Source organism: Streptococcus pseudopneumoniae IS7493, from assembly GCF_000221985.1.
Taxonomy (GTDB): Bacteria; Bacillota; Bacilli; order Lactobacillales; family Streptococcaceae; genus Streptococcus; species Streptococcus pseudopneumoniae.
Map to the genome: position 1 here is coordinate 1,204,861 of NC_015875.1, position 15,182 is coordinate 1,220,042.

The following is a 15,182-nucleotide window of genomic DNA, read 5'->3' on the forward strand; positions in this document are numbered from 1 at the left end:
ATTAACCTCCAGCACTTATACTTCCCACTTAAACACAGTTTTAAAGGCTGTATTTAAATCGGTAGCAAAGACACGGTGAATATCTTTAATTTCTCTTACAGGTTCTTCTAGATAAAGGATATTTTTAAGACGATTGGCAAATTTCTTGACTTCCATCATTTGGATTGCATTTTCAAAATCGATGCGACCAGAACGAGAGGAACCAACCAAGAGCAAGCCTTTTTCTAAGGCATCGCGTGTATTGAGATTGACTTTATACTCGCTAACGCCCATCATGAGAATCGTTCCCTGAGGACGAATGTAGCGAATCAGGTCATTTATAGCCGGTCCAGTACCATTACCACCACAACACTCAAAAGCATGGTCAAAGGCCAAATCTTCAGGAATATTATCAGTGATATAGCATTCTTTAGCAAATGAGAAAAGTTCCAATTTTTCCCAATGACGACCAATAACCACAATCTCTGCTTCTGGCAAAGTATAGTTGATAATATTGGCAACTACAAAAGCTAAACTTCCATCTCCGATAACGGCGATTCGGTCCCGCTTGCTATGAGCAAGGGTCAATAAGCGATTCATGGCATGCATACCGACACTGACAAACTCTGTAATGGCTGCAACCGTATCTTCGATAGCATCATAAGGCACCACACGATCTTTAGGGAGAGAAACAAACTCTCTCATAAAGCCATCAAATCCACTAGATAAGAAATGGGTCCCTGTCATGTAGTTCTCATAGAATTCTTCATCACTCTGCATAGGAGCCTGATTGGGAATCATGACAACTTTTTGCCCAACCTCATAGGTTCCTGTCGGATCAGAAATAACGGTTCCACATGACTCATGAATCATTGCCATTGGAAGCTTTTTATTCAAAATCTTGGGATCACGTTTTCCCTGGTAGTAACGCTGATCCGCATGACAGACCGCCATATAATTAGGACGGATAAGGATATGATTTTCTTGGTCAATAGCCTCTTCCTGATATTTGACATTGATAAACTTAGGCTTAGTTAGTTGATAAATTTGATTAATCATTTTACTAGTCTTTCTCAATCATACTTTTTGCAATCTTCAAATCTGTTACGGTTGTAATCTTCAGATTTGAATATTCACCCTTGGCCAAGGCTACATCTTTTCCTTTGATCACAAAGATTTTACATGCATCTGTCAAGATTTCCTTCTCTTCACCAGAAAGGGAGCCGTAAAGGTCCATGAAGTCCTTGCAACGGAATGTTTGAGGTGTTTGTCCTTGATAAAGGTGAGCACGATTTGGAATAGCTGTAATAAATTGACCGTTGGTGCTTTCAACGATGGTATCAACCGCTTCTACCACTGTATCCACTGCGTCATGATTTTGGGCAAGTTTAATATTGTCTTGAATCATGCGAAGTGTAATAAATGGACGAACAGAATCGTGGGTAACAACGATATCCTCTGGAGTAAGCGGACGATAAGCATCAATGGCTTCAATGATTTTCTCAATACTTGTATTGCGGTCAGCACCACCTTTTGTAATGATGATACGATCCTTATGAAGAGGAAGATATTTATCTACAAGATCCTCTGCATGGGAAACCCAGTCTCCATGAACCCCAACTACAATTTTTTCAATACTTGGTTCCAAGACAAATTTTTCAATTGTATGAATCAAGATAGGTCGATCACCTAGCTCTAAAAATTGTTTTGGCAAGTTACTGATTCCCATGCGTGTGCCAGTTCCACCAGCAAGAATTCCTGCATAAATCATCTATTTTCTCCTTTGTCTTACTAAAAAAACTTATTCTCTCTATTATACCACAATCTAGTCCTATCATAAAAGAAATACTAGTCATCCCGTTCTAGAATAGGAGGATTAAGCAGTTCCATTATTCATAGAAATTAGTCCACTTCTAGTAATGACTAGGAATTCTGTAGTCATTACCAATAAATGGCTGTGAAATTTTAGAGTTCTTCAGAATAATATACTTTCCTTAAAGAAAACTTAAAATTAAGATTTGAGACTTCAAAGTGATTACTTGACTTATACTCAATGAAAATCAAAAAGCAAACTAGGAAGCTAGCCGTAAGCTGTACTTGAGTACGGTAAGGCGACGCTGACGTGGTTTGAATTTGATTTTCGAAGAGTATTACTGCCCTTCATTTCTTATTAGCTGACTTTATGATATAATGAAAAACGAGGTAAATTGAATGAAAAGTATAAAATTAAATGCTCTATCTTACATGGGAATTCGTGTCTTGAATATTATTTTTCCCATCTTAACTGGAACCTATGTAGCGCGTGTCTTGGACCGAACTGACTATGGTTACTTCAACTCAGTTGACACTATTTTGTCATTTTTCTTGCCCTTTGCGACTTATGGGGTCTATAACTACGGTTTACGGGCCATCAGTAATGTCAAGGATAACAAAAAAGATCTGAATAGAACCTTCTCTAGTCTTTTTTATTTGTGCATAGCTTGTACGATTTTGACCACTGCTGTCTATATCCTAGCCTATCCTCTCTTCTTTACTGATAATCCAATCATCAAAAAAGTCTACCTTGTTATGGGGATTCAACTCATTGCCCAGATTTTTTCAATCGAGTGGGTCAATGAAGCTCTGGAAAATTACAGTTTTCTCTTTTACAAGACTGCCTTCATCCGTATCCTGATGCTGGTCTCTATTTTCCTGTTTGTCAAGAATGAACACGATATTGTTGTTTATACACTTGTGATGAGTTTATCGACTCTGATTAACTACCTGATTAGTTATTTTTGGATTAAAAGAGACATCAAACTTGTTAAGATTCACCTAAGTGATTTTAAACCACTCTTTCTCCCTCTGACAGCCATGTTAGTCTTTGCCAATGCCAATATGCTCTTCACTTTTTTAGATCGCCTCTTCCTCGTTAAAACAGGGATTGATGTCAACGTTAGTTACTATACCATGGCTCAACGAATTGTGACCGTTATAGCTGGTGTTGTAACAGGAGCTATCGGAGTGAGTGTGCCTCGTCTCAGTTACTATTTGGGTAAAGGAGACAAAGAAGCCTATGTTTCTCTGGTTAATAGAGGTAGTCGAATCTTTAACTTCTTTATCATTCCACTGAGTTTTGGACTCATGGTTTTAGGACCAAATGCCATCCTCCTTTACGGTAGTGAAAAATATATCGGAGGCGGTATCTTAACCTCTCTCTTCGCTTTTCGTACGATTATCCTGGCACTAGATACCATTCTTGGTTCCCAAATTCTCTTTACAAACGGCTATGAAAAACGTATCACAGTCTATACAGTCTTTGCTGGGCTACTCAATTTGGGCTTAAATAGTCTCCTCTTTTTCAACCATATCGTGGCTCCTGAATACTACTTACTGACAACTATGCTATCAGAGGCCTCTCTACTTGTTTTCTATATCGTTTTCATCCATAGGAAACAGCTCATTCACTTGGGACATATCTTTGGCTATACTGTTCGATACTCGCTCTTTTCACTTTCTTTCGTGGGAATTTATTTCCTGATCAATTTCTTGTATCCTGTGGATATGGTCATTAATTTGCCATTTTTGATTAATACTGGTTTGATTGTCTTGCTATCAGCTATCTCTTATATTGGTCTACTCGTCTTCACAAAAGATAGCATTTTCTATGAATTTTTAAACCATGTCCTAGCCTTAAAAAATAAATTCAAAAGATCATAGGAGTTTAAAATGAAACAACTAACCATTGAAGATGCCAAACAAATTGAATTAGAAATTTTGGATTATATTGATACTCTCTGTAAAAAGCACAATATAAACTATATTATCAATTACGGTACTCTGATTGGGGCGGTTCGACATAAGGGCTTTATCCCTTGGGACGACGATATTGATTTGTCCATGCCTCGAGAAGATTACCAACGATTTATAAACATCTTTCAAAAGGAAAAAAGCAAGTATAAGCTCCTTTCCTTAGAAACTGATAAGAACTACTTTAACAACTTTATCAAAATAACCGACAGTACGACTAAAATTATTGATACTCGAAATACAAAAACCTATGAGTCTGGTGTCTTTATCGATATTTTCCCTATGGATCGCTTTGATGATCCTAAGGTCATTGATACTTGTTATAAGCTGGAAAGCTTCAAACTTCTATCTTTCAGTAAACATAAAAATATTGTCTATAAAGATAACCTTTTAAAAGATTGGATACGAACAGCCTTTTGGTTACTCCTTCGACCTGTTTCTCCTCGTTATTTTGCACATAAAATCGAGAAAGAAATTCAAAAATATAGTCGTGAAAATGGTCAGTATATGGCCTTTATCCCTTCAAAATTTAAGGAAAAGGAAGTCTTTCCAAGTGGTACTTTCGATAAAACAATCGATTTACCCTTTGAGAATTTAAGCCTTCCCGCACCTGAAAAATATGATACTATTTTGACACAATTTTATGGAGATTATATGACCCTACCACCAGAAGAAAAACGCTTCTACAGTCATGAATTTCACGCTTACAAATTGGAGGATTAGGATGCAGTATTTAGAAAAAAAAGAAATTAAAGAAATTCAACTAGCCCTGCTAGACTATATTGATGAGACTTGTAAGAAACATGATATTCCTTATTTTCTCAGTTATGGAACCATGCTTGGAGCTATCCGCCACAAAGGTATGATTCCATGGGATGATGATATTGATATTTCTCTCTATCGTGAGGATTATGAGCGTTTACTGAAGATTATTGAAGAAGAAAATCACCCTCGCTACAAGGTTCTTTCCTACGACACTTCTTCTTGGTACTTCCATAATTTCGCATCGATTTTGGATACTTCTACTGTTATCGAAGACCATGTTAAGTACAAGCGTCATGACACCAGTCTCTTTATCGATGTCTTCCCAATTGATCGATTTACAGACTTGAGCATTGTCGATAAGAGTTATAAGTATGTAGCCCTTCGTCAACTAGCCTATATCAAAAAATCACGCGCAGTTCACGGTGATAGCAAATTAAAAGATTTTCTAAGATTATGTAGCTGGTACGCCCTCCGATTGGTCAATCCTCGCTACTTTTACAAGAAAATTGATCAGCTAGTCAAAAATGCTTCAACCAGCACTCCTCAATATGAAGGAGGAATTGGGATTGGTAAGGAAGGTATGAAAGAAGTCTTCCCAGTTGATACCTTTAAAGAACTCATCTTAACTGAGTTTGAAGACCGTATGTTGCCCGTCCCTAAAAAATATGATCAATTTTTAACCCAGATGTATGGGGATTATATGACACCACCATCAAAAGAAATGCAAGAGTGGTATAGCCACAGTATTAAAGCTTATCGCAAAAGCTGATTAAGCAGTAGTTTACAAGAAAAAATATAACAAAAAAGAGAAGATCGTTACACCTTCTCTTTTTTCTATTTAAATTGCTTCTGTGACAAAACTACGGCTTTCAAGTACCTTAAGCATAGCATTAGCTGTATCTAGGGCTGTAAAGAGTGGTACACCGTGTTCAATGGCTGAACGGCGGATTTGCTCACCATCTTCGTCAGCAGTTCGTTTGGTTCCTACTGTGTTAATGATAGCCTGGATTCTTCCTTTGCGAACAAAGCTTGGAATATCCTGATCATCATCACCAATCTTTCCAACAGGCTGAGCATGTAATCCATGACTGGCAAAGAAGGCTGCTGTCCCTTCTGTCGCGAGGATTCCATAGCCAATATTTTGGAAACGACGAGCCAAGTTCAAGGCTTCTTCTTTGGCATCATCAGCGATGGTAAATACAACGTTACCAAAAGTTGGCAAGTGGAGGTAAGAAGCTTCAAAGACTTTATAGAGAGCTTTTTCCAAAGTCGTATCAGAACCCATAACTTCCCCTGTTGACTTCATTTCAGGACCAAGTAAGCTGTCTACCTTAGCTAGTTTGGTAAAGGAGAAGACAGGTGCCTTGATATGAACGCGAGTGCTTTCAGGGTAAAGTCCATCTTGGTAGCCAAGTTCTGATAAACTTTGACCAAGAATGAGCTTAGTCGCTACTTGAGCCATAGGAATATTGGTCACCTTAGAAAGGAATGGAACGGTACGGCTGGCACGTGGATTGACCTCAATAACATAGACTTTTTCATCCTTGATGACAAACTGGATGTTCATCATTCCAAGGCAGTTAAGACCGATTGCTAGGCGTTTAGTATAGTCTGCGATTGTTTCTTGCACCTTTTGCGACAAGGTTTGTGGTGGGTAAACGGCCATTGAGTCACCTGAGTGGACACCGGCACGTTCGATATGCTCCATGATACCAGGGATGAGGACATTTTCTCCGTCTGAAATGGCATCAACTTCACACTCTTGTCCAACGATATAAGAGTCTACAAGGACTGGATGGTCAGGACTAGCCTTAACCGCTGTACGCATGTAAGAACGAAGGTCTTCTTCGTTTTCAACGATTTCCATAGCACGACCACCCAAGACATAAGATGGGCGAACGAGGACTGGGAAACCAATCTTGCGAGCTGCAAGTACTGCTTCTTCTTCATTGGTAGCCGTTTGTCCTGGTGGCTGTGGAATATCCAAATCTTTAAGAGCTTGCTCGAAGAGGTCACGGTCTTCGGCGCGGTCTAGGTCAGCAACTTGCGTTCCCAAAATAGTCACACCTGCTTTTGCCAATGGCTCCGCAAGGTTGATAGCTGTTTGACCACCGAACTGAACGATAACTCCCTTTGGTTGCTCCAAGTCGATGACATTCATAACATCTTCGAATGTCAATGGCTCAAAGTAAAGCTTGTCTGATACAGAGAAGTCTGTAGAAACGGTCTCTGGGTTTGAGTTCATGATGATGGCTTCATAGCCAGCCGCCTGGATAGCCTTAACAGAGTGAACGGTTGCGTAGTCAAACTCAACCCCTTGCCCGATACGGATTGGACCAGAACCTAGGACAAGTACAGATTCTTTATCAGACTTGATAGACTCGTTTTCCCAACCATAGGTTGAATAGAAATATGGTGTTTCAGAGTCAAATTCTGCCGCACAAGTATCTACCATCTTGTAGACTGGGACAATCTTGTTTTCCAAGCGAAGCTGGCGAACTTGGTCTGCAGTCGTTTCCCAAAGTTCAGCAATCTTACGGTCTGAGAAGCCATTGAGTTTGGCTGTTTTCAAAACTTCCAGATCTTGTGGATGGGCACCTAATTCTTGCTCAATTTCAAAGATATGCAAGAGTTTATCCAGATAGAAGATATCAATCTTAGTTAATTCAGCAATTTCTTCTGGTGTGTAGCCACGACGAATGGCTTCTGATACATAGAAGAGACGATCATCTTGGGCTTTGACTACTTTTTCAATCAAGGCATCATCAGAAACTGATGCAAGTTCAGGCATTTCATTGTGATGCACCCCAATTTCAAGGGAACGACAAGCTTTAAGGAGAGATTCTTCAATGTTACGACCGATTGCCATGACTTCTCCAGTGGCCTTCATCTGAGTACCAAGACGGCGCTCACCCTTTTCAAACTTGTCAAATGGGAAACGTGGAATCTTGGCAACAACGTAGTCAAGGGCTGGCTCAAACATGGCATAGGTTGAACCTGTAACTGGGTTGATCACCTCATCCAAGGTCAAACCTACTGCAATCTTAGCAGCTAACTTAGCAATCGGGTAACCTGTCGCCTTAGAAGCAAGGGCTGACGAACGCGATACACGAGGATTTACTTCAATAACATAATACTTAAAGCTGTGGGGATCCAGGGCCAGCTGAACGTTACATCCACCTTCAATCTTGAGGGCACGAATGATGCTCAAACTCGCGTCACGTAGCATTTGGTTTTCATAATCTGACATGGTTTGGGCAGGGGCAAATACAATGGAATCCCCTGTGTGAATCCCAACTGGATCAAAGTTTTCCATGTTACAAACAACTAAAGCATTGTCAGCTGAGTCACGCATGACTTCGTATTCGATTTCCTTAAAGCCAGCAATCGAACGCTCAATCAAACATTGGGTAACAGGTGACAATTTCAAACCATTTTCAGCGATTTCACGCAATTCTTCCTCGTTGGCACACATACCACCACCAGTACCACCAAGAGTAAAGGCTGGACGGACGATGACTGGGTAGCCAATTGTTGCTGCAAAGGCAACTGCTTCGTCTACTGTGTTGACAATTTCAGATTCTGGAATTGGTTGGTTCAATTCTTCCATCAATTGTTTAAAGAGATCGCGGTCCTCTGCTTGGTCAATAGCAGACAATTTAGTACCCAGAAGTTCCACTCCTAGCTCATCTAAAATACCATTCTTAGACAACTCCATGGCCATATTAAGACCTGTCTGACCACCGAGTGTTGGGAGCAAGGCATCTGGACGTTCCTTGCGAAGAATTCGTGTCACAAACTCAAGTGTAATCGGTTCGATATAAACCTTGTCCGCAATCTCCTTGTCCGTCATGATGGTGGCAGGGTTTGAGTTAACCAAAACAACCTCATAACCTTCCTCTTTCAACGACAAGCAAGCCTGGGTCCCAGCGTAGTCAAACTCAGCAGCCTGACCAATAATAATCGGACCAGAACCAATCACCATAATTTTTTGAATATCAGTACGTTTAGGCATAGTTTATGATACAAAGCCCGTAAAGAACACAGTGAAAATAGAAAACTCGGTGCAGACGCCTTTAGCGTCAAGACGATGTTTATCTTTTTCACACAGTTCTTAGGGCGTGTTCACTTCCGCGAACAATGTATCGTCTCCTTTCTATTCGGCAACTCTCGGGTTGCCATTAAATAAATTCTCCGACGAGCTTTTACTCGTTCTTAGTTTGATTGTTTAAAAGCTTCCATCATCTCGATAAATTCGTCAAATAGGTAGCTAGCGTCATGAGGACCAGGAGCTGCATCTGGATGGTATTGAACAGAGAAAGCAGGTTGGTATCTGTGACGCACACCTTCAACTGACTTATCATTGATTTCTTCGTGGGTGATAATCAAATGCTCTGGCAAATCCTCACGGCTAACTGCATAACCATGGTTTTGACTTGTAAAATCCACACGTCCTGTAGCAATTTCACGTACTGCATGGTTGAATCCACGGTGACCAAATTTCATCTTGTAAGTCTTAGCCCCGTTTGCCATAGCAAAAAGTTGGTGTCCCATACAGATACCAAAGATTGGGATTTTTCCTTGCACACCACGAATCATATCCAGTGCCTGTGGAACATCTTCTGGATTTCCCGGTCCATTTGACAACATAACTCCGTCAGGATTGAGATGGAGAATTTCTTCAGCCGTTGTCGAATAAGGAACAACGGTCACATTACAGTTGCGTTTAGAAAGTTCACGTAGAATTGAGTGCTTGAGACCAAAGTCCACTAGCACTACGCTCAAACCAACTCCAGGAGCTGGATAGGATGTTTTAGTAGAAACTTGTTTGATATTGTCTGTCGGCAAGACTGTCGCTTGGAGCTGGTCCGTCACATGATCCATGCTATCCCCAACATGGGTCAAGGTTGCACGCATGGTACCATGCTTACGGATAATCTTGGTAAGGGCACGCGTATCAATTCCTGAAATACCTGGAATTTTCTTGGCTTTCAAAAATTCATCCAAGGTCATTTGGTTGCGCCAGTTACTAGCTCTACGTGCTTCTTCGAAAACAACAACTCCCTTACAAGTTGGAATAATAGATTCGTAATCATCACGGTTGATTCCATAATTTCCTACCAAAGGATAAGTAAAGGTCAAGATTTGTCCATTATAAGACTGGTCTGTAATGGATTCTTGATAGCCGGTCATTCCTGTATTAAAGACGATTTCGCCTGTTACATCAATATCTGCTCCGAAGGCCTTGCCTTCAAAAACTGTGCCATCTTCTAATACTAGAAGTCTTTTTGTCATATTTTCACCTCTCGTGGACGCTCACTGGCGTCTTTTAACGTCTTGTGTTTTAGTTGGCGTTTCTACTCGCCAATACGGATTCTAAGATTGCCATTCGAACAAAGACACCATTGGTCATTTGTTGGACAATCCGTGATTTTGGTGCTTCAACCAAGTGGTCTGCGATTTCTACATCACGGTTGACTGGAGCTGGGTGCATGAGGATTGCTGTTTCTTTCAAACGATCGTAACGTTCTTGAGTCAAGCCATGTTGGGCATGGTAGTCTTCTTTGGAAAAGACTGCACCACTATCATGGCGTTCATGTTGCACACGAAGAAACATCATGACATCCACCTGATCAATGATTTCATCAATGGTTACAAACTGTCCATAATCTGCAAACTCTTGACTTCTCCATTTCTCAGGTCCAGCAAAGTAAAGTTCAGCTCCCAAGCGTTTCAAAATCTGCATATTGGATTTGGCAACACGTGAATGATCCAAGTCACCTGCAATAGCAACCTTGAGACCCTCAAAGTGACCAAATTCCTCATAAATAGTCATCAAATCAAGCAAGCTCTGGCTAGGGTGTTGGCCCGAACCATCTCCACCATTGATGATGGAAGTCGTAATCGTGGGACTAGCAATTAACTCTCTGTAGTAATCAACCTCAGGGTGGCGAATCACACAGACATCCACTCCTAAAGCAGACAGAGTCAAAATGGTATCATAAAGTGTCTCACCCTTATTGACTGAACTAGTTTTCACATCAAAGTCAAGTCGCTCCAATCCCAGTTTAATCTCTGCCACTTCAAAGGACTTATGCGTCCGTGTAGAATCCTCAAAGAAAAGATTGGAAACAATCGGATGGTCTTCATAAGGAAGCTGAGCTCCGTTTTTAAACTCAATTCCTCGCTTGATCAATTTCATCACTTGATCGACAGTGAGGTCTTCCATGGATACCACATGGTTCAATGCTTGTTGATTTTCTGACATGGCTACTCCTTTAGCTTTCTAAGCTTCTTCAGTAATCAGAACTCTGTCTTGGCCATCAAGTTCTGCCATCTCTACGATGATTTCTTCAGAACGACTGGTTGGGATGTTTTTTCCAACGTAATCTGGACGGATTGGCAATTCTCTATGTCCACGATCGACTAGAACTGCTAAACTCACGCGCGCAGGACGACCATGACCTACAATATTATCAATAGCAGCACGGATGGTACGACCTGTATAGAGCACATCATCCACCAAGATAACTTCGCGGTCTGTCACATCGACAGAAACCAAAGAAGTATCTTCTCCACTTTTAACATCATCACGGAAGGGTTTAGTATCCAATTCCACAACAGGAACTGAAAGATTTTCTAGTTGCTCCAAACGTTCTTGGATTCGGTGGGCGATAAAGACACCACGAGTTTTAATACCAGCCAAGACGATTTTATTCAAATCTTTGTTGCGTTCGATAATCTCATATGTAATACGCGTAATCGCTCGTTTGACGGTCAATTCGTCTACAACTTCTTTTGTCTTCATGACAAACCTCCAAAAAGAAAAGTCTCCTTAAACAAGGAGACTTGAAATGTATAGCCAAGCGAACCCTACTGCAAACAGTATAGACTTCACCCTTCTACTTTATCACGCTCCTTGCCTGCCTCACGGGACAGGTTTAAAGGAATATTTAATTATCACTTACTATAGCACAAAGCATGCTTAAAATCAAGCAAAAACTTTTGGTACACCATCTTATAAATTTCTAAAGTCATATAACTGTGGGTACTGGTCACACTCTGGATTTTTAGGATGGCAAATGGCTCTTCCAAAATAAATCATGGCCTGATGGGCTGCTAACCACTGCTCAGGCGGCAAGATATCCATGACCCGCTTTTCCACCTCAAGTGGTGTCGCTGATTTTTTGACGATATCGTGGTGTTTGCAAATACGCTCCACATGAGTATCCACTGCAAAAGCTGGAATCCCAAATCCTACACTCATGACAACATTGGCTGTCTTGCGACCAACACCTGCCAAACTCTCTAATTCCTGACGTGTTTGAGGGACTTGACCATCAAAATCGTCTAGTAACTGTTGGGCACATTTTTTAAGGAATTTAGCCTTATTTCGATACAGTCCCAGGCGAGAAATGTGTGAAGCAATTTCACTTTCTGTTGCAACAGACATGGCTTGTGGCGTTGGAAAGGCAGCAAAGAGACCTGGCGTGGCCTTATTTACCGCTGCATCCGTTGTCTGGGCTGACAACATGACCGCAACCAAGAGTTCAAAATGATTGGTGAAATCAAGACTGGGCTTGGCATCTGGAAACAAAGCAATGATTTCTTCTAGCACCTTTCGTGCTCGTTTTTTTGACAAGACCATTATTCGTCTCCATCAAATAGTCCTTGTAAGCCAGCAAAAGGACTATTTTCTTCTTTCTTAACTGCTTGTTGGGCCTGGTATTCTTCCTCAGTCATGATTTGCCAGTCATTTCCTGACACAAATCCTTGACCAGCCTCTTCTTCAGCCGTCAAGACCTTGATAGGAATGTTTAGTAGGATATTGTCTGACACGCTCTCAGCAAGATCAAGTTCTCCATTTTCGATAGGCAAGACCAAATCATCATCTAGCACTTCTTGATCTAGCTGGTTGGTTGCGCCTTCCATGAAAACTTCCGTAACTGGATAAGATTCAACTAACTCAACTGGCTCCATACTGCGACTTGAAGCAAGAACAATGGTATAAGATAGTTGATAATCTAAGAAATACATACAGTCTTCGTACTGTACTTTCCCAACTGCAAGGATATTTTTTACATCTAAAATTTCTTGATTACGTGCACGCAGGTCTGCGGCTAAGTCTAACGTTTGTTCAAAGTTCAAGCCTTCAGACTGCTTACGAATTTCTTGAATATTTAATTTCATACTTCCTCCATAAAGATTTACTCTCTTGATTATACCATGAAAAGCCTACAAATCAGCCCACCAAACTTTGTAAATAAAATTCGAATTTTTTACATATTTACTATGACATTTTTGTTTTTTTTATTGCTATACTACATCAGATCAAGGAGGATGCTCACATGGAAGACAAGAAACTCATTCAACTCCTATCCAAGTTAAATAAAAGCTACCAAAACTGTAAACAGGGTACGGCAGATGATATTAGACTACAAGAGCTGCTAAACACTACTATGCAAGAGCTCAAAAAAACGGAAAAGTTGAACAACAGTATCTTAATTGATCTTGAGAAATTTTACCAACCCACCAGTCCTCTGATTGGACTGGGTAGCCTAAAACTAAACGATCAAGCACGCACTGCTTGGCGAAACTATGATAAAATCCATTACGAGCATGTCAAACACGTACTAACTCTTTAGGTACCTGTTTTTGGATTTTAGAGCATAGAATTTCCAGTTTTCTGTTGACAAAATTTCCTGAAAGGTATAGGATAGAGGTACTAATACTCGGAGGTAAGGGAGACATGAACAACTAAGTCTATCAAATAAAGAACCTTTATTTAGTAGATCTTGTTTTTGTCTCTTTTTGTGTGCTCTTATGCTCTTTTTCTGGCATTTTATACTCAATGAAAATCAAAGAGCAAACTAGGAAGCGAGCTACAGGTTGCTCAAAGCACTGCTTTGAGGTTGTAGATAAGACTGACGAAGTCAGTTACATATATCTACGGTAAGGCGACGCTGACGTGGTTTGAAGAGATTTTCGAAGAGTATTGATAGAGTTTTTTTGACATAGACTTTGGCTCTACTAGGTAAAGTAGAGCTTTTTGTTATGCACTATCAACATTCTAGAAAGGGTAATCATATGATAAAAATCAATCACCTGACCATCACACAGAACAAAAATTTACGAGACCTTGTCTCTGACCTCAGCATGATCATCCAAGACGGGGAAAAGGTAGCTATCATCGGCGAAGAAGGAAATGGTAAATCAACCTTGCTTAAAACTTTAATGGGGGAATCTTTGCCTGATTTCACTATCAGGGGTGACATCCAGTCTGACTATCAGTCACTCGCTTACATTCCTCAAAAACTCCCCGAAGAGCTGAAAAAGAAAAGTCTACACGACTACTTCTTTTTGGATTTTACTGATTTAGACTACAGTATCCTCTATCGTTTGGCTGAGGAATTGCATTTTGATAGCGACCGTTTCGCTAGCAACCAAGAAATTGGCAGTCTATCAGGGGGCGAAGCTTTGAAAATTCAGCTCATCCATGAGTTAGCCAAACCCTTTGAGATTCTATTTTTAGATGAACCTTCAAATGATCTGGACCTTAAGACGGTTGATTGGCTAAAAGGTCAAATTCGAAAAATTCGGCAAACTGTTATTTTCATTTCCCATGATGAAGACTTTCTTTCTGAAACGGCAGACACTATTGTTCACTTGCGACTGGTCAAGCACCGTAAAGAAGCAGAAACGCTAGTAGAGTATTTAGACTATGATAGCTATAGCGACCAGAGAAAGGCTAATTTTACCAAACAAAGCCAACAAGCTGCTAACGACCAAAGAGCCTATGATAAAACCATGGAAAAACATCGGCGAGTCAAGCAAAATGTAGAAACTGCGCTTCGAGCTACCAAAGACAGTACTACCGGTCGCCTATTGGCTAAAAAGATGAAAAATATCCTCTCTCAAGAAAAACGCTACGAAAAGGCAGCTCAGTCCATGACCCAAAAGCCACTTGAAGAGGAAGAAATCCAACTTTTCTTCTCAGATATACAGCCATTACCTGCTTCTAAAGTCTTAATCCAACTGGAAAAAGAAAATTTATCCATTGGCGACCGAATTTTGGTGCAAGAACTACAATTAACTGTCCGTGGCCAAGAAAAAATTGGTATCATCGGCCCAAATGGTGTTGGGAAATCAACTCTGTTAGCCAAATTACAGCAACTTCTGAATGATAAAAGAGAGATTTTACTTGGTTTTATGCCACAAGATTACCATAAAAAACTACAATTAGATTTATCCCCAATAGCCTATCTCAGCAAAACTGGGGAAAAAGAGGAACTACAAAAAATCCAATCTCACCTAGCCAGTCTCAATTTCAGTTATCCAGAAATGCAGCATCAAATTCGCTCCTTATCTGGCGGACAACAGGGTAAACTCCTGCTTTTGGATTTAGTCTTGTGCAAACCAAACTTTCTCCTGTTGGATGAACCTACACGAAACTTTTCTCCCACTTCTCAACCCCACATCAGGAAACTCTTTGCAACCTATCCGGGCGGTCTCATCACTGTTTCGCATGACCGTCGTTTCTTAAAAGAGGTCTGTTCAAGCATCTACCGCTTGACAGAACACGGTTTGGAGCTAGTTAATTTAGACGATTTATAAATTTGCAACATAGCAAAAATCCAGAGACGACCTCT

Annotated in this window: 13 protein-coding genes; 5 read left to right on the plus strand and 8 right to left on the minus strand. The window is 40.5% G+C overall.

All coding sequences use genetic code 11. The annotated features are described in order from the left end of the window. Positions 1–15: 15 nt before the first annotated feature. Together SPPN_RS06240 and SPPN_RS06245 are read right to left on the minus strand one after the other, a co-directional pair. The gene (locus tag SPPN_RS06240; protein WP_000609873.1) at positions 16–1,038 is read right to left on the minus strand and encodes a ribitol-5-phosphate dehydrogenase; all 1,023 of its coding nucleotides are present in this window, start codon (positions 1,036–1,038) and stop codon (positions 16–18) included. A gap of 4 nt (positions 1,039–1,042) precedes the next feature. Next, positions 1,043–1,750 carry an IspD/TarI family cytidylyltransferase gene (locus tag SPPN_RS06245; RefSeq protein WP_000638486.1) on the minus strand — a complete coding sequence of 236 codons (708 nt, stop codon included), beginning with the start codon at positions 1,748–1,750 and terminating at the stop codon, positions 1,043–1,045. Positions 1,751–2,190: 440 nt separating this feature from the next. Between SPPN_RS06245 and tacF the strand changes: the two genes are divergently transcribed. From tacF to SPPN_RS06260, 3 genes are read left to right on the plus strand one after another with little or no spacing between them, the layout of a single operon-like run. Continuing rightward, entirely contained in the window at positions 2,191–3,678 is a 1,488-nt protein-coding gene (tacF, locus tag SPPN_RS06250; RefSeq protein WP_000835906.1) for a type IV teichoic acid flippase TacF, read from the plus strand. Between the two features lie 9 nt (positions 3,679–3,687). Then, positions 3,688–4,491 (plus strand): LicD family protein, encoded by an 804-nt coding sequence (locus SPPN_RS06255; protein ID WP_000811881.1) that lies wholly within the window; start codon positions 3,688–3,690, stop codon positions 4,489–4,491. A 1-nt stretch (position 4,492) separates the two neighbouring features. After that, positions 4,493–5,302 carry a LicD family protein gene (locus tag SPPN_RS06260; protein ID WP_001199654.1) on the plus strand — a complete coding sequence of 270 codons (810 nt, stop codon included), beginning with the start codon at positions 4,493–4,495 and terminating at the stop codon, positions 5,300–5,302. A gap of 69 nt (positions 5,303–5,371) precedes the next feature. On the opposite strand, the gene carB is transcribed toward SPPN_RS06260, so the two are convergent. The 6 genes from carB to SPPN_RS06290 all read right to left on the minus strand — a co-directional run bounded on the left by carB (position 5,372) and on the right by SPPN_RS06290 (position 12,723). Beyond that, positions 5,372–8,548, minus strand: coding sequence for a carbamoyl-phosphate synthase large subunit (gene carB, locus SPPN_RS06265; protein ID WP_001126428.1), 3,177 nt, complete (start codon positions 8,546–8,548; stop codon positions 5,372–5,374). 200 nt (positions 8,549–8,748) lie between these two features. Further along, entirely contained in the window at positions 8,749–9,828 is a 1,080-nt protein-coding gene (locus tag SPPN_RS06270) for a carbamoyl phosphate synthase small subunit (protein WP_000166853.1), read from the minus strand. 49 nt (positions 9,829–9,877) lie between these two features. After that, the gene (locus SPPN_RS06275) at positions 9,878–10,801 is read right to left on the minus strand and encodes an aspartate carbamoyltransferase catalytic subunit (RefSeq protein WP_001293844.1); all 924 of its coding nucleotides are present in this window, start codon (positions 10,799–10,801) and stop codon (positions 9,878–9,880) included. Positions 10,802–10,819: 18 nt separating this feature from the next. After that, on the minus strand, positions 10,820–11,341 hold the full coding sequence (gene pyrR / locus SPPN_RS06280; RefSeq protein WP_000850023.1) for a bifunctional pyr operon transcriptional regulator/uracil phosphoribosyltransferase PyrR: 522 nt from the start codon (positions 11,339–11,341) through the stop codon (positions 10,820–10,822). Positions 11,342–11,551: 210 nt separating this feature from the next. Continuing rightward, entirely contained in the window at positions 11,552–12,181 is a 630-nt protein-coding gene (nth, locus tag SPPN_RS06285) for an endonuclease III (RefSeq protein WP_000244446.1), read from the minus strand. Continuing rightward, positions 12,181–12,723 carry a YceD family protein gene (locus tag SPPN_RS06290; protein ID WP_000773219.1) on the minus strand — a complete coding sequence of 181 codons (543 nt, stop codon included), beginning with the start codon at positions 12,721–12,723 and terminating at the stop codon, positions 12,181–12,183. Before SPPN_RS06290 ends, nth begins: the two co-directional genes overlap by 1 nt. Before the next feature lie 158 nt (positions 12,724–12,881). Here SPPN_RS06290 and SPPN_RS06295 point away from each other — a divergent pair, with 158 nt between their 5' ends. Both SPPN_RS06295 and SPPN_RS06300 read left to right on the plus strand, forming a co-directional pair. Then, entirely contained in the window at positions 12,882–13,178 is a 297-nt protein-coding gene (locus SPPN_RS06295) for a hypothetical protein (RefSeq protein ID WP_000389599.1), read from the plus strand. A gap of 409 nt (positions 13,179–13,587) precedes the next feature. Then, positions 13,588–15,147 carry an ATP-binding cassette domain-containing protein gene (locus SPPN_RS06300; RefSeq protein WP_014017275.1) on the plus strand — a complete coding sequence of 520 codons (1,560 nt, stop codon included), beginning with the start codon at positions 13,588–13,590 and terminating at the stop codon, positions 15,145–15,147. The last annotated feature ends 35 nt before the right edge of the window (positions 15,148–15,182 follow it).

Coding starts and splice junctions, on each gene's coding strand:
- tacF (WP_000835906.1), top strand. CDS start 2,191: ATGAAAAGTATAAAATTAAATGCTCTATCTTACATGGGAATTCGTGTC.
- SPPN_RS06295 (WP_000389599.1), top strand. CDS start 12,882: ATGGAAGACAAGAAACTCATTCAACTCCTATCCAAGTTAAATAAAAGC.
- SPPN_RS06260 (WP_001199654.1), top strand. CDS start 4,493: ATGCAGTATTTAGAAAAAAAAGAAATTAAAGAAATTCAACTAGCCCTG.
- SPPN_RS06255 (WP_000811881.1), top strand. CDS start 3,688: ATGAAACAACTAACCATTGAAGATGCCAAACAAATTGAATTAGAAATT.
- SPPN_RS06240 (WP_000609873.1), bottom strand. CDS start 1,038: ATGATTAATCAAATTTATCAACTAACTAAGCCTAAGTTTATCAATGTC.
- nth (WP_000244446.1), bottom strand. CDS start 12,181: ATGGTCTTGTCAAAAAAACGAGCACGAAAGGTGCTAGAAGAAATCATT.
- SPPN_RS06290 (WP_000773219.1), bottom strand. CDS start 12,723: ATGAAATTAAATATTCAAGAAATTCGTAAGCAGTCTGAAGGCTTGAAC.
- SPPN_RS06275 (WP_001293844.1), bottom strand. CDS start 10,801: ATGTCAGAAAATCAACAAGCATTGAACCATGTGGTATCCATGGAAGAC.
- carB (WP_001126428.1), bottom strand. CDS start 8,548: ATGCCTAAACGTACTGATATTCAAAAAATTATGGTGATTGGTTCTGGT.
- pyrR (WP_000850023.1), bottom strand. CDS start 11,341: ATGAAGACAAAAGAAGTTGTAGACGAATTGACCGTCAAACGAGCGATT.
- SPPN_RS06270 (WP_000166853.1), bottom strand. CDS start 9,828: ATGACAAAAAGACTTCTAGTATTAGAAGATGGCACAGTTTTTGAAGGC.
- SPPN_RS06245 (WP_000638486.1), bottom strand. CDS start 1,750: ATGATTTATGCAGGAATTCTTGCTGGTGGAACTGGCACACGCATGGGA.
- SPPN_RS06300 (WP_014017275.1), top strand. CDS start 13,588: ATGCACTATCAACATTCTAGAAAGGGTAATCATATGATAAAAATCAAT.